Source organism: Flavihumibacter petaseus NBRC 106054 (genome assembly GCF_000974785.1).
In the GTDB taxonomy this organism is placed as follows: Bacteria; Bacteroidota; Bacteroidia; order Chitinophagales; family Chitinophagaceae; genus Flavihumibacter; species Flavihumibacter petaseus.
The window spans coordinates 1648006-1663065 of the sequence record NZ_BBWV01000001.1 but is presented as its reverse complement, the minus strand read 5'-3'; the positions used below and the strand labels follow the sequence as shown (position 1 = coordinate 1663065).

The 15060-nt window shown below is 52.0% G+C and carries 9 protein-coding genes; 1 reads left to right on the top strand and 8 read right to left on the bottom strand.

Features of this window, described 5'->3' with window-relative positions; genetic code table 11:
- Positions 1 to 13 precede the first annotated feature (13 nt).
- From FPE01S_RS06975 to FPE01S_RS06945, 7 genes are all read right to left on the bottom strand, one after another.
- Positions 14 to 3136: a SusC/RagA family TonB-linked outer membrane protein gene (locus FPE01S_RS06975; RefSeq protein WP_046368058.1), complete on the bottom strand. Its 3123-nt coding sequence runs from the start codon at positions 3134 to 3136 to the stop codon at positions 14 to 16.
- Positions 3137 to 3358: 222 nt separating this feature from the next.
- A complete protein-coding gene (locus FPE01S_RS06970; RefSeq protein ID WP_046368057.1) occupies positions 3359 to 7447 on the bottom strand; it encodes a hybrid sensor histidine kinase/response regulator transcription factor in 4089 nt (1362 codons plus the stop codon).
- Between the two features lie 126 nt (positions 7448 to 7573).
- Positions 7574 to 8329 (bottom strand): lycopene cyclase domain-containing protein, encoded by a 756-nt coding sequence (locus tag FPE01S_RS06965; RefSeq protein ID WP_217998174.1) that lies wholly within the window; start codon positions 8327 to 8329, stop codon positions 7574 to 7576.
- Complete coding sequence (locus FPE01S_RS06960; RefSeq protein ID WP_046368055.1) at positions 8266 to 8727, bottom strand: sterol desaturase family protein; 462 nt, start codon at positions 8725 to 8727, stop codon at positions 8266 to 8268. Before FPE01S_RS06960 ends, FPE01S_RS06965 begins: the two co-directional genes overlap by 64 nt.
- Before the next feature lie 16 nt (positions 8728 to 8743).
- Positions 8744 to 9580, bottom strand: a complete 837-nt coding sequence (locus tag FPE01S_RS06955) for a phytoene/squalene synthase family protein (RefSeq protein WP_046368054.1) — start codon at positions 9578 to 9580, stop codon at positions 8744 to 8746.
- Entirely contained in the window at positions 9564 to 11048 is a 1485-nt protein-coding gene (locus tag FPE01S_RS06950) for a phytoene desaturase family protein (protein ID WP_046368053.1), read from the bottom strand. Before FPE01S_RS06950 ends, FPE01S_RS06955 begins: the two co-directional genes overlap by 17 nt.
- Positions 11045 to 11707 carry a MarR family winged helix-turn-helix transcriptional regulator gene (locus tag FPE01S_RS06945; RefSeq protein WP_046368052.1) on the bottom strand — a complete coding sequence of 221 codons (663 nt, stop codon included), beginning with the start codon at positions 11705 to 11707 and terminating at the stop codon, positions 11045 to 11047. The genes FPE01S_RS06950 and FPE01S_RS06945 overlap by 4 nt, the downstream gene beginning before the upstream one ends.
- A gap of 156 nt (positions 11708 to 11863) precedes the next feature.
- Between FPE01S_RS06945 and FPE01S_RS06940 the strand changes: the two genes are divergently transcribed.
- Positions 11864 to 13288, top strand: coding sequence for an SDR family oxidoreductase (locus FPE01S_RS06940; RefSeq protein ID WP_046368051.1), 1425 nt, complete (start codon positions 11864 to 11866; stop codon positions 13286 to 13288).
- Between the two features lie 8 nt (positions 13289 to 13296).
- Here the strand turns inward: FPE01S_RS06940 and FPE01S_RS24680 are convergent, their stop codons facing one another.
- On the bottom strand, positions 13297 to 14736 hold the full coding sequence (locus tag FPE01S_RS24680) for an RNA polymerase sigma factor (protein WP_052955563.1): 1440 nt from the start codon (positions 14734 to 14736) through the stop codon (positions 13297 to 13299).
- Positions 14737 to 15060 lie beyond the last annotated feature (324 nt).

The following is a 15060-nucleotide window of genomic DNA, read 5'->3' as shown; positions in this document are numbered from 1 at the left end:
TGTCAGTTTTCAGTTAAAAACGAATATTTGCTCCGGCCATCATGGTCCTGGGCCTGGGGTAGTAGCCTACGTCCACGCCTGTGGAAAAGCCTTCGTTGTGGCCGATCTCAGGATCCATCCCATTGTATTTCGTGAAGGTGAACGCATTCAGCACCGATACATAGAACCTTACCCTGCTGAGGTAGCTTTTTTTGATCAGCCCGGCAAAATCATAACCGAGGGTAATCGTGTTGATGCGCAGGAAGCTGCCATCATATACATACAGGTCAGAAAATTGCGCAAAGTTGGTTCCTTCTTCGGTTACCCGCGGGATCCTGTTGGAAGTACCGGGACCCGTCCACCGCCCGAGGATCTCTGCAGAATAGTTGCCGCGTCCACCGGGACCTTTCCACGACTGCACCAGCTGGTTGCCGGTGACACCGGACCCCTGTACCATAAAATCAAAGCCTTTATAATCAAGGGCTACATTAAAGCCGAAAATGAAGTCAGGATTGGGATCACCGATCATGATCCTGTCGTCATTGCTGATCACACCATCCCCGTTCTGGTCCACATAACGCACATCCCCGGGTTTTGCCGAAGGCTGGATAACAGTTCCTCCTTTGTTTACATAACCATTCACCTCAGCTTCGCTCTGGAAAACACCCGCAGTTTTCAGTCCCCAGAAATAACCCACCGGGAAACCATTCTGCGCCCGGTAGAACTCCAGCGAGTTGGCAAACAACACATTGGTATTGCCATGGATGATGTGGTCATTGGTAGGAATGTTCCCGATTTTATTCTTGTTATAGGAACCATTTACGCCCACCGAATAGTTCAGGTTTTTGCCGATGGTATTGCGGTAATTCAGCGCGAGTTCAACACCGGTATTCTGCACATCGCCGCCATTGATCAGGGGCGCATCGGCACCGGCCGTGGCCAGGATCGGCGCCGTGATGAGCCAGTCTTTTGTTTTCTTCACGTAGTAGTCGAACGTAACGTTCAGGCGCTTGATCAGGGTAAGATCAAATCCGATATTCGCCTGCTCTGAGGTTTCCCATTTTACATTGGGATTGGCCAGGCGGCTGGGATAAGCGCCGGGGGTGTTCATGCCTTCGGTATTCCCGAAAATATACCCTGCCTGGTTAAAGCTGATCGGCGCGAGGTACTGGTAAGCAGGAACACTCTGGTTGCCCACACGGCCCCAGCTGGCGCGGACCTTAAGAAAATCAATGGCGGAAACCTGTGCAAATTCTTCACGGGATACAATCCATCCGGCCGACACGGAAGGAAAATAACCCCAGCGGTGGTCGGGTGCAAACTTGGAAGAACCATCCGCCCGGAACGTCGCATTGAACAAATATTTTTCCTTGTAATTGTATTGCAACCTGCCGAAATAGGAGAGCAGGGCATCTTCAAATGGTCCGCCACCGGCGGAGAGATGATCTGACTCGGGGGCCCTGTTCTGGGCAACATCCAGGTAAGCATGGGCCAGGTCTGCCACCCGCAAATCCCAGTTGTTCCCAGACAACCCCGAACCTTTTGTGTTGATGGCTGAACTGCCCGCCATCACGTTGAAACTATGGTCTTTGCCCACCCGGAAATCATAGCTCAGCGTATTGTCAAACTGGAGGGTCCTGCCGCTGCCCATAGACTGGTACACGGTAGAGGTATCGTTCATGTCGAAGATGGACAAATGATACACCGGTGTAAAGCCACGGCTTTGGTTGCTCCAGTAATTCACGCCCAGGCTCGTCCGGAAGGTCAGTCCCTTGATCGGTTCTACCTGCAAGTAAGCATCGCCAAAAAGTCCCTGGCTGCTGTTCCGGCTGTTGGAGTTGTAATACATCGACGCATAGGGGTTGGAAGTGCTGTTGTCCCACTGCGGACTGCCCACCTGGCCGGGATTCCAGTGGTAACTGGTATCATCGGAGGCCAGGAAGTTGCCCTCCGCATCATACATGGGCAGGAAGGGCGTGGTAGAAAAAGCCGACCGTAAGGTATTGCTGTACTGGCCTCCTGTCTGGATGCCATGACTGTTCACGTTATTGAAGGAGAGGTGCTCACCCAGCTTGATAATGTCCTTATATAATTTGTGTTCAGAATTGATCTTGACGGTGTAGCGCTCATAATTGGAGATGTCCGGGCCGCCGACAATACCGCCCTGGCTGGTATACCCGAAGGAAGTGGAATAAGCCGACCCGCCGTTACCACCAGTTACGCCCAGTACATAGTTCTGGGTAGGTACGTTTTCCTTGAACATCTGGTCGAGCCAGTTGGTATTTACCGGCAGGTTGTTGATTTCTTCATTGGTGAAATAGCGCGGCTTGCCCGAGTTCATGGCCTGCTCGTTCATGATAATGGCGTATTCCTTCGCATCAAGCAGTTGCGCTTTCCGCGGCACGTTCTGCACGCCATAATAGGCATCCAGCGTGACCTGTGCTTTCTGGTTTTGCCTGCCGGTTCTCGTGGTCACCAGGATCACCCCGTTGGCTGCCTGTGAGCCATAGATAGCCGCGGAGGCGGCATCTTTCAGCACGTCAATCGATTCAATGTCGGCGGGATTGATGGAATTGGGATTAACACCCTGTACCCCGTCCACCACGAACAGCGGCCCGAAATTACCAATGGTGCCCTTGCCCCGGATGATCACGTTAAATCCATCCCCCGGCTGCCCGGACGAGGACGTGATCTGTACACCCGTCGCTTGTCCCTGCAGGGCCTGCAAGGCATTGGTGGTATTCTGTTTCTGCAGGTCTTCTCCTTTCACCTGCACATTGGCGCCGGTCACCAGTTTTTTCCGCTGCTGACCGTACCCGATCACTACTACATTTTCCATGGGGTTGTTGACTTCCAGCAACTGGATGCTCAATGTGCCGGCACCCACTTTTGCCTCTTTCGGGGCAAAGCCAACAGCGGTAATCACCAGGATGTCATTGGCAGCCGCTTCGATGGTAAACCTTCCGGCCTCATCGGCACTGGTGGAGCGGCTGGTGTTTTTTACCGAGACCGTTGCCCCCGGAACGGGAACAGCGTTTTGTTTCGTGACGACACCCGACACTTTTGCCGGCTGTGCAAAAGCAGGGGAGCTTAACAGGGATACATAAAATCCCCATAGCAGCAATAGCCCCAAGCGAATCGTTTTGGTTGATTTCATCTTTGAAAATTTAAACTTGACTAATGCCTTCTGGCAAAGGAGCAGTTGATGTACAGGAGAAAACGGGGGAGTTGGCTCCGCAAAGAGGGGGGTAAACAATGGCAGTCGTAGTCTCATATAGCAGCAATCTTTTCCTTGAAGACTGCTATAAAACTATCAACATGCAGCGTGGGCGGGGGGAGTCAAATGGGTACGTTTAGGGTACCAATTGGGTAGATTAGCCTATTTTGACAGGCTCTCGCGGTATTGGGAAGGCAAGACGTCAAATTCCTCTTTAAAATACTTCGTGAAGTTTTTGGGATTGTTGAACCCGACCTCCCAGGCTATTTCGGAAATGGTCATACCGCTTTTGGCCAGGAGCTGAGCCGCGCGCTTCAGGCGGATGGACCGGATAAAATCCAGGGGTGCTTTCCCGGTGAGAGAACTGATCTTATTGTACAGGGCTTTCCGGCTCAGGCACATTTCCCGGCTGAAGTCCTCCACCGAAAAATCGGGGTTGTCCATGTATTTTTCCACCACGCCCAGCGCCTGTTTCAAAAACTGCTCATCCACCGGGGTAACCGTCACCTCGCCCGGGTTAACGTCTATTTGTTTCTGGAACCGTTTCTGCAGCAGGTGCTGCCGGGCCAAAAGGTTTTTGATCCGCGAGGCCAGGATCTCAAAGGTGAAAGGCTTGGTAATATAATCACTCACCCCTGCCTGGAACCCTTCAATCTGCTTTTCCTCACTCCCCATGGCCGTCAGTAAGATAACCGGGATATGGGCGGTGAGGGTATCCGTTTTGATTTTTTTCGCCAGCTCGATGCCGTCCACCAGGGGCATCATCATGTCGCTGACCACCAGGTCCGGATTGATCAGTTTAATCTTCTCCCAACCTTCCTTCCCGTTCACTGCTTCTTCCACCTGGTAGGAGGCCCGCAAGTTTTCCTTGAGATAGAACCGGATGTCCTCGTTGTCTTCGATCACCAGGATGGTTTTCCGTTTACCATGGCTTTGTTCTTCTGCAGGTGCCCCGCCCTCTTCCATAACCACCGGCTGGATGACCGACGAAACCGTCGGTTCATAGATTTTTTTCGCCGGGAGCATCACGGTAAAACAGGTTCCCTTTTCCGGCTCGCTGTTGACGGTGATGGTTCCGCCGTGAAGTTTTACAAATTCTTTGGTGATGGCCAGCCCGATGCCCGTGCCCTGGTTAACCATAGCGGCGGGCACGTCCGTTTGAAAAAAACGTTCAAATACTTTTTCCTGCATGTCGGCGGGAATGCCAATGCCCGTGTCTTCCACGGCAATGGCCAGTATGCCGTTGTCTTCTGAAGCACCCGGCGTATAGACCAGGTTCACCTGCACCCGCCCGTTGTCATGGGTATACTTAAAGGCGTTGGACAGGAGGTTGAACAGGATCTTCTCCACCTTGTCCTTATCGAAATAAATCTCCAGCTGCTCCACATTGGCCTGGAAGGAAAGCCGGATATTTTTCTTTTCGGCCATATCGCTGAAGGAGCCCGTAATATCCCTGGCAAACAGCACGATGTCGCCGATAGCGGGATGCAGCTTGAGCCCCTGTACTTCGATCTTCCGGAAATCCAGCAACTGGTTGACGAGGTTCAGTAAACGTTTGGCATTGCGGAGCACCAGGTTGAGCTGTTTTTGCTGGTCTTCATCGGCCGTGTTTTTAATGATCTTATCCAGCGGAGAGATGATCAGGCTTAAGGGAGTCCGGAATTCATGGCTCACATTGGTGAAGAATTTTGTTTTCAGCTGGTCCAGCGCCAGTGCTCTTTCCGCTTCACTGCGCTGCTGCCGCATTTCGAACCGCAAATGAATGCGGTCCAGCGTGATTTTGCGGATAAGCAGGAAGATGCCCAGCAGCACCAGCGCATACACCGCGTAGGCGAGGGGTGTTTGCCAGAAGGGCGGTAACACCCTGATGCCCAGGGTTTTTTCTGCACTCCAGGTGCCATCGCGGCGCATCACTTTCACTTTAAATGTATAATGGCCGGGGTTCAGGTTGGTGTAGGTGGCCCGCCGCTGCGTGCCATCCGTGTACAACCAGTCCGCATTGAACCCCTGCAGCATATAGGCGTATTTGCTGCCTGAGCTTTGCCCGAAATCAAGCGTGGTAAAGTCTATCGAGAAAACATTTTCCTTATGCTTCAATTCAATGGCGGGCAGTTTGGAGAGGGACTGCTCTAACAACACGCGATTGTTGATCACCTCGCCTGGTTCTACCGTATTGTTCAACAGCTGCAAGCCCGTGAGCACCAGCTTCGGGTGGAACACAGGCACCCGGATTTTTTCCGGCTGGATGATGTTAAACCCGGAAGGGCCGCCGAAGACCAGTTCGCCGGCGCGGGTCTTGAAGGCCGCGTTATCGTTGAATTCCCGGCTCTGGAGGTTATTGGTTTCATCATAGCGGATAACGGACAAGCGAATACCCTGCTGATCCTGTGTGGGGATCACGTTGCAAAGCCCGTTGGGTGTCGAGATCCAAAGTGTGCCCTGGTTGTCTTCCAGGATATCCAGGATCAGGTCATCCGGCAGGCCGTCGGCGGTACTGAACCGCTGAAACTCGCCGGTTTGCCGGTTAAGGAGGTTCAGGCCTTCCCTGGTTCCCGCCCAGATCCTGCCCTGGTTGTCTTCCAGCACACTATTCACTGTATTGTTGCTCAGGCTCTTCTTATTATCGGTATGCTGGTAAGTAACAGTATCGGTTTTGTTCCTGTCAAAAACCGTCAGCCCCGCCGTGCTGCCCACCCATAAGTTACCCTGCCCGTCTTCTATGATCCCTGAAATGTAATTGGAGGGCAGGGGAGCCAATGCACCCTTATACCGGGTATGCCCGAACCTTTTGGTGTTCCGGTCAAATTGGTCCAGTCCGCCACCCAGGGTGCCGATCCACAGGTTATTTTGCCGGTCTTCCAGGATGTCCCAAACATTATCACTGCTCAGGCTGGAAGAATCGGTATCGCTGTGCCGATACCGGGTGAAACCGCGGCCATCATAACTGCAGAGCCCGCCAAAATAGGTGCCGATCCAGAGGATCCCTTCATGGTCGATCAGCAGGCTGACGATCACATTGCTGCTCAGGCTGCTGGGGTTGTTGGGGTCGTGCAGGAATTGCCGGAAAACATTGCGCTTCCGGTCGAACCAGATCAGTCCCCCGCCGTTGGTGCCTATCCAGAGGTTACCTACCGAATCTTCCACGAAGCGGTCGACATCATCGTAGGGGAGACTATTCGGATCCGCCTCCTGGTGGCGATAGACGGGGAACAACACGATGTTGCTGTTCAGGTAATTTACCCCGTGCTTATAGGTTCCCAGCCAGATAATACCGTCATCGTCTTTATAGGTGGCAGTAATGCTGTTCTGGCTGAGGCTGCGGCGGTCTTTGGGATCGTTGCGCAGGTAACTGATGCTGAAATTATTCTTTTTGCTGACCAGGTTGACGCCGCCATGGTCGGTAGACACCCAGATCAGGCCATTGTTGTCCTGCACGATCTGCGTCACCAGGTTCCTGTTCAGCCTGGAAGGATAGGAGCTTTCATTGAATTGCCTGACGGTGTTTGATTTTGGCTGAAAAAGGAAGGCGCCGTTGTTGACGCCCCAGAGCCAGACATCCCCGTCGTTATCCACAAACAGGTTACTGGGTTTGGTCCCGACATTCATGCTTTCGAAGGCGGCGCTTTCAAAAACGATCTTGTTGGCCTGAATATCATACTGCTGAAGGAGGCCAGTCTGGTAGACCACCCATAATTTGCCGTCTTTCGCTTCTTTGATGGCCGTAACGCTCTCGAGGCTGCTGGTGTCCGGCGCCCGTTTGAACAGCCGGGCCTTTTTGTCCCCTGCAGTGTACAGGTAGAGGTCGAGATTATCGTAGAGGAACCAGTAGCGTCCGCTATTCCCTTTGATGATGCTGGTGACCGGGGCAGCGGGCAGGCCGAGGGATCGCAGATAGCCGTTGTAGCCGGCAGAAAATTTTTCCGTGGAGGCGTTGTAGATGCAGGGTCCGCCGGCGGTGACGACCCACAGTTTGTCGTCGGGGAGTTCATACAGTGCCTGCACGCTGTTGTCCAGCAGGGACGTGCTGTCGCTGTAATTTTTCCGGAAGATCCGGCAGGAATAGCCATCGTAGCGGTTGAGACCCGAGAGGGTGCCGAACCAGAGGAAGCCGTCGGGGTCTTTCAGGATGGCGGAGACCTGGTTATGGGAGAGGCCGTTGTAGGTGTCGAGTTTGTAAAAGTTGTACAGTTCAGTTTGTGCAAAAACTGAAAGGGGTAATAACAGCAGGGCAATCCGGACCAGGAAACACATCGTATCGGCTTTACCAAAATTATCGTTTGTCGCCTTCCAACCATTCCATGAAAAAGACTTTATTTTATACAAATCCGACTATTGGCCAAGCCATTACCGCAATGCCTTATGCGGAATACGTTTTGACTACACTGATGTTTTGCGCTGAAAGTACTTGAAACAGTAAATATTCAGGAGGAAAAGACTGTATCCATACACCACGTCTTCTATGGGGATGGTGCCTATCCTGATGCCGAGGAAGGTACCGGGACGGTAATTGACAATGGGTGAGGGAATGCCTGTTCCGGTCAGCACGCCATTTACGGCCAGGAAGCCGGGCATCAGCAACAGGTACACCAGCGAAGCCCGGGCAATCCATTCCTGCCGGGCAATAAAGTGCAGGTACAGGAGGGTGATTAAAGCCGATCCCGTTGCCAGCAGGGTGTAAACCTGCCGGCAATGCAGCAGCGCTAAGACGGTCAACACAATGGTGGAGGCAAAAACCAGGATGTTGTTAGCACTGTCTGCGCGGGAAAGGTCGAAAAACCGGTTGATGCAATAGTACGTGAACACGCAGGCAAAGGGGATACACCAGAAGAAAAGCCACTCTTCCAGCGGAAGCCCGGCCAGCGTTATACCCAGGGTATACCGCAGGTCAAACCACCACACGCCTTTCTGCGTAAACCAGGCATCCCATAGGAGGAAAGGTACGGCCACCACCGTGGCGGATAGGGCAAACGTGCCGAACAACCGGTTGAACTGTATTCTCCGGTCGAACGACGCCACCAGGCAGATCACCACGGCACAACAGTTGACCAGGAGGTAGGTAAAGGACTGCATCACGGTTGCTGCTTCATGAACTGGCGGAAATACTTTACGGGAACCCACAGGAATCCGAAACATTCGCCGCCTTCCTTTCCAAAATGCTTATGGTGCTGTTTGTGCGCCCGGCGGATGGCCAGCAAGTAAGGATTACGGGTATTGGTCAGCAGCTTCGCGCGCTGGTGAATAAAAATATCGTGCACAAAAAAATAGGCCATGCCATACAGGCTTACCCCCAAACCGATGAAAAACACGTAATCAAAATGCCGCACCGTACCGTTGTACAGCAGGGCAATGGCCGGTGTAGCAAAAATGACGAAAAACAAATCATTCCTTTCCAACGGTCCCTCACTGCTGTGATCATGGTGATCGCGGTGTAACCCCCACAAAAAACCATGCATCACATATTTATGGATCAGCCAGGTAGCGCCTTCCATCAATACAAAAACCACGGGGACCAATAGTGCTGCGTATATCATAACGGCTGCTGAAAATTTACAAAAAAGCGATCTTATACCGCAGGTAACTCTTAAGGGCCACCAATGCTTTTTCAGTATTGGGGATCCGGACCCTGTTTTCCAGGATTTCTGCAGACGATCGCTGCCTGATCTTTTTGAACAGGGAGAGATAGTACCGGTAGGCCAGGTATACACCAAAAATAGCGGTGCGGGGCAGCCGCCTGATCCCGATCAGTGCTTCTTTGAATTCGGTTTCAATTTCCTTTTCTATCCTGGCCTTCGTGCAATTATCAAAAACACCCATATCGATATCCGGGAAATAGGTGCGCCCCAGCACCGTATAATCGTCGTTCAGATCCCTCAAAAAATTTACTTTCTGAAACGCTGAGCCCAGCTTCCGGGCATAGGGTTTCAGTTCCAGGTATTTGTCCCGGTTGCCTTCCGTGAATACCTGCAGGCACATCAGGCCGACCACTTCCGCAGAGCCATAGATATATTCATCATAGGAAGCAGAATTGTAGTCCATTTTATGCAGGTCCATCGCCATGCTGTGCAGGAACTGGTCGATCAGTTCGTGGTCAATATGATAACGGTTCACCGTTTCCTGGAAGGACTGTAAAATGGGATTGATTGAAATGCCCTCCCGGATGGCTACCACTGTTTCCTCCTTCAGGTTATTCAATAACCTTTCCTTGTTGTAGCCATGAAAACTGTCCACGATCTCATCGGCCAGTCTTACATAGCCATAGATCGCGTAAATGGCCGGCCGGATGGATGCCTGCAAGGCAAGAATGCCCAGGGAAAAACTGGTGCTGTATTTCTCAGTTGTTTTGCGGCTTACTTCACGCGACAATTCATCAAACAGTTGTTTCATATGGCTGTTTTGTTACTTCATTCGCGACAATTTTTCCCGAAATGATGGCGGGTGGAACGCCCGGGCCGGGTACGGTCAGCTGCCCGGCATAAAACAGGTTGTGAATTTTATGGTTCCTTATTTTGGGTTTCCTTACCGCCGTTTGATTCAGGGTATTGGCCAGGCCATAGGCATTACCCCCATAGGCATGGTAGTCCGCAACGAAATCGCTGACGCAATAGCTTTTCTTATAGTCAATTTTGGAAGAAAGACTGCTGATACCGGTATGTTTTTCTATCCTTTCCAGCATTATTGCCAGGTACTTTTCCCGGGTTGCTTCCCCATCATATAGGCCGATGGCCAGTGGCATCAGCAGGAACAGGTTATCGCTGTTTTCCGGCACCACGCCCGGGTCTGTTTTCGACGGGCAACAGCAATAGAACAAGGGATTTTCCGGCCAGCGTTTTTCACCATAAATACAATCAATATGATCGTCCAGCGCATGTTCAAAAAAAAGCGTGTGGTGCCGGAGCCCGGGAATTTTTTCGGTTACTCCTAAGTACCAGATCAGGCTGGAAGGGGCAAAGGTGCGCTGCTGCCAGTACGCTTCATTGTAATTTCTCCATGATGGCTGCAACAGGGTTTCCGTATGGTGATAATCGGAGGAGGCAATCACCGCATCGAATTCGTAATACCGGCCATTGATCAGGAGGGAAGTTACTTTCCCGTTTTCCGCATTGATCTCTTCCACGGTATGGTTAAAATGAAAGGTCGCGCCCTGTGATTCCGCCACTTTATGCATGGCTTTCACCAATTCGTAGAATCCGCCCATCGGGTAGTGGGTACCCAGTACGTATCCGCCATAATTCATCAGGCTGTACAGGGCCGGGATATTTTTCGGGGAAGCGCCCAGGAAGATCACCGGGAACTCCATCAGGGCGCGCAGTTTCGGATGCCTGAAGTAACGGCTGACATAACGCCTGAAACTGGTCAGCAGGTCCAGTTTCATCGCACCTTTTGCGATGGCGGGGGACATAAATTCCAGCCAGTTGTGGCAGGGTTTATGAACGAATTCCTGCATGCCGGTTTCGTACTTGTATTTTGCCGAGCGCATGAAGCGGTCCAGTTGCGCACCTGCCCCTTTTTCTGTCTGCTCAAACAGCAACTTGAGGTGTTCATATTTTTCCGGTACAGTCATTTTGCCGTCGCCGAAAATCATGTCGAACTGGGGATCCAGGGAAACCAGTTCGAAAAAGTCGGCCGTGCGGTAGCCGAAATCGGCAAAGAAGCTTTCCAGTATGTCCGGCATCCAGTACCAGCTGGGACCCATATCAAATACGTATCCCTGCGGGGTAGTGAATTGCCTTGCCCGCCCGCCCGGTTGCGGGTGTTGCTCAAACACATGAACGTCGTGCCCCGCCTTTGCGGCATAAGCCGCGGCGGATAACCCGGAGAACCCGGACCCGATAATGGCAATGCGCTTTTTCATGGCAATTGTGGGTGGAGCGCTGCTTCCAGCAGGTGTTCCGTATCAATCTGGCGGTCGTAGATGGGTTGATGAAAATCATGCAGCTTGCTGAGCAGGCGGAGCAGTTCGGTTTTTTCGGGTGGGGTCAGGTTGCCCGAAACTATTTGCGTGGCCTGCCGCACTTTTACCATCAGGTTGTCCAGTGCCTGGATCCCCTTTTCGGTGATGTTGATCAGTTTGCTGCGCCTGTCATCCGGAGAATCAGTTTGACGGACCCATCCCCGGGCGATCAACCGGTTGATGATCTGCATGCCGACCGGTTTTTCGTGCACATTCTTTTTGATCAGGTCCATCTTGGTGATCGGGTCACTGAAGCGCAGCACGATCAGGTAGATGACATCTTCCTGGGAAACGAAATCAGAACCGTGGATGGCCGACCGGAAATAGTTTTTACCGAACCGGTTCATGTGGACGATATGGCTGGCGATCACGCTTTCTGCGCTTCTGCCTTCCTGCTTGCCTTCCCAGTGTACCGTTTCACCGGCGGGGCCAGGGGGTGTGGTGGCGGTTATCCATTTTTTGAAGCCTTCAACGGACTTCCCGTATGTCGCGTTAAGCGTTTCGTCGGCCTCAAACTGGTGAACGAGATCAAGCACGTCTTTCAGTAATTCGTATGCCATCTGGGCAGTTTTATTATACTAATATACTATTATTAGGATTCAAAAGAAAATTTATATCCTTTTTTACCTAAATTTAGTATGTTTACATACTATTTATGGGTCCGTTTTTAGTCCCGCTGACGATACCCTTTTGTGAGCCTTTAAACGTTTCGGGTGATGACCATCCTGCTGACCGGCGCTACCGGCTATATCGGCCAACGACTGATTCCCGTGCTGCTTGACGGCGGACATACCCTCTATTGCCTGGTGCGCGACTGCAACCGGCTGGATATTTCGCGGTACGACAGCGACAGGATTCACCTGGTTGAAGGTGATCTCCTGCAGCCGGATTCCCTTGCCGCCATTCCCGATTCGCTGGATGCTGCCTATTACCTGGTACACTCCATGACCAGTAAAGGCAATTTTGAAGAAAAAGAAACCGCATCTGCGCGCCACTTTATCCAGCGCCTGCAAGAAACCACCGTGCGGCAAATTATTTACCTCGGTGGCATCGCGAACGCCCAACAGCTTTCGCCACATTTGTCGAGCCGCAAAAAAGTGGAAGCCGTGCTGCGGACAGGCCATATCCCGGTAACGGTGTTGCGGGCAGGTATCATTGTGGGTTCCGGCAGTGCCTCATTTGAGATCATCCGTGACCTGGTGGAAAAGCTACCGGTGATGATCACGCCGAAATGGCTGCGCACGCGTACCCAGCCCGTTGCCATCCGGAACGTACTGGAATTTTTGTCCGGCGTGCTGTTACTGGAGCAGACGTATCATCAAACTTATGACCTGTACGGTCCGGACCTCCTTTCCTACAAAGACATGCTGCTGCTGTACGCCCGCGAGCGCGGGTTACAACGTTATATCCTGACGCTTCCCGTGATGACGCCGCGGCTTTCGTCCTACTGGTTGTATTTTGTGACGTCCACCACGTACCAGCTGGCGCAACACCTGGTAGACAGCATGAAGGTGGAAACCATCGCGATACCAAATGACCTGGCGCAGCAGCTGGATATCCGGCCGATTGGTTACCGCGAGTCGATCCGGATGGCGTTTGACAAGATCGAGCAGGACATGGTGCTATCTACCTGGAAAGATGCCTTCACCTTCAGCAGGATCACCGACCACCTTTCCACCCATATCCAGATTCCGGAATACGGCTGCTTCAAGGATCACCGCGAAATGCGGACGGAAAACCCGGCGTTGTCGGCGGACCGGATCTTTGCCATCGGCGGGGCGTCAGGCTGGTATTATGCGGACTGGCTGTGGGCTTTCCGCGGACTGCTGGATAAACTGTTTGGCGGAGTGGGCCTCACCCGGGGAAGAAAAAACAAAACGCAGTTGATTGCGGGGGAGAGTCTTGATTTCTGGCGGGTGCTGTATGCGAACCGCGCTGAAAAGCGGTTGTTGCTGTACGCGGAAATGAAGCTGCCCGGGGAGGCGTGGCTGGAATTCAACATCAGCGATCAGGGCATCGTCAGCCAGACAGCAACCTTCAGGCCGCTCGGTGTAGCCGGTCGCCTTTACTGGCTGGCCGTATTACCGTTCCATCATTTTATTTTCCGGGGAATGCTGAGAAAGATTGTTGACCGGGGTTAGCAGAACGCCTACCTGCTGCGTGAAATTTCAACCGCGCCGTTTTTACCCTTGTCACCATATTTGGCGATGGCTTCATCGGTATTCAGTGTTACCAGTTCATAATCTGTTTGGGCGAGTTTCTGCGAGCCACCCGGGATAACAGGTTTGTCGTCCACCACAAGCAGGTAAACCTTGCCGAGGAAGGTAAAGGATCCCCTGCCTTTAAAGTTCTGCTGCTCGAAGCTGACGCGAACATCACCTTTGAAATACACTTCATTGTTTGTTTTTGACCAATACACTTCCGATGCACGAAAGGTTCCCTTTACAGGCAATGCTGGCCTGGCGGGTGTTGCGGGTATTGCCGGAGTTGCGGGTTTGGCGGGTTTGGCGGGTTTCGGCGCGAGCGTATCCAGCGTGGGGGGTGCAATTTCCGCGGCAGCGCTATATTTTTCGATGATGGTTTTGATGGAGTCTTTTTCGGCAGACGCTGCATCGGCTGTCGTAGTCAGGGTAGTGGTGGTCAAGGCAAGCATCAGCGCAAGGGAATCGAGTGGCTTCATTTTTTCCGGTTTTATTTCCTCTATGATGCTATCCGGTGAAATGGTTGCAGTGCGCGGTACTGAATCGATGAATTTTTTTTCTGTTACACCGGAAATGGTGTTTGCCGTAACCGGATGGGGAACACCAGGTTTATCCTGCCGCCAGATCCAGACAACCGAAATTACGAGGGCGCCAGCGACCACGGCGGTCAGCATTTTTGTGGTGGGCTTCAGGTAAGCGCGTTTCCCCAAAGTTGGCTGCCGGGCAATGGCAAAACTTCCCTGGGAAAGTGAATGCAGCGGCGGAATGGAAAATGCGTCAAAACATTTCCGGAAGAAGGGGTCGGCATTTTCCCCGGTTCCAGCCAACAACAGTAAAAAGGCCTTCCTGTCCGCTTTTTGGGAGGGTTTGTCCTTGTCCGTTTGCAGCAACCATTCCTGAAGTTTTTTACGTGCCCTGGCGAGGTGGGATTTTGAAGTGCCTTCGCTGATACCAAGGGTCGCAGCGATCTCCGCATGGGTGAATGCTTCCAAAACATACAGGTTAAACACGAGGCGGTGGTGTTCGGGCAATTGACCGATGGTATCCAGCAATGCTGTGGCAGACAGTTCCGTATAGGCTGGCGAAGGGTTATTTTCATCAATGCGTTCCAGGGATAACTGGTCAGGCTTCAACTCCAAAAAGGAAGGTTCTTTTTTCCGGTCCCGCAAGTATTGCAGTACATGGTTCACCACAATGCGTCTTAGCCAAGCCTCAAGGGCGCCCATTCCCCGGTATTTATCTGCCTTTTCCATCGCTTTCAGGAAAGCCTCGTGCGCAAGATCCTCCGACAACTGCAGGTTACCGGTATAGCGGTAGCAGACACCGATCCAATGGCCGATGTTGTGCGCATAGACCGATTGCCAGGTTTCTTTTGAGGCGAAAGTCAACTTCTCTATTTATGTAAAAGGTATGACGCAACCCTAAAGAAAGGTGGCAGTAACCGGCAATAATTTTTTGCATCCTAAAAGCATTCAGGCGCATTTCCTTTGTTTTTGCTTTACGTGCGATTCTCGATGTACTATGCCGGCAAATGCCCTTGAATGGTCCGGTGCAGAATATAAATGCTATCACCAAAATTTGGGCTTAATTGAATTAATGGCCAAAAAACAACGAGTATTTGGAGCAATTATTCATTTGATATCAACATGATTATCAATACTATGCAAACGTCAAAGATCTTGAATCTTCCTGCTTGTTCCGTCGAATTTTAA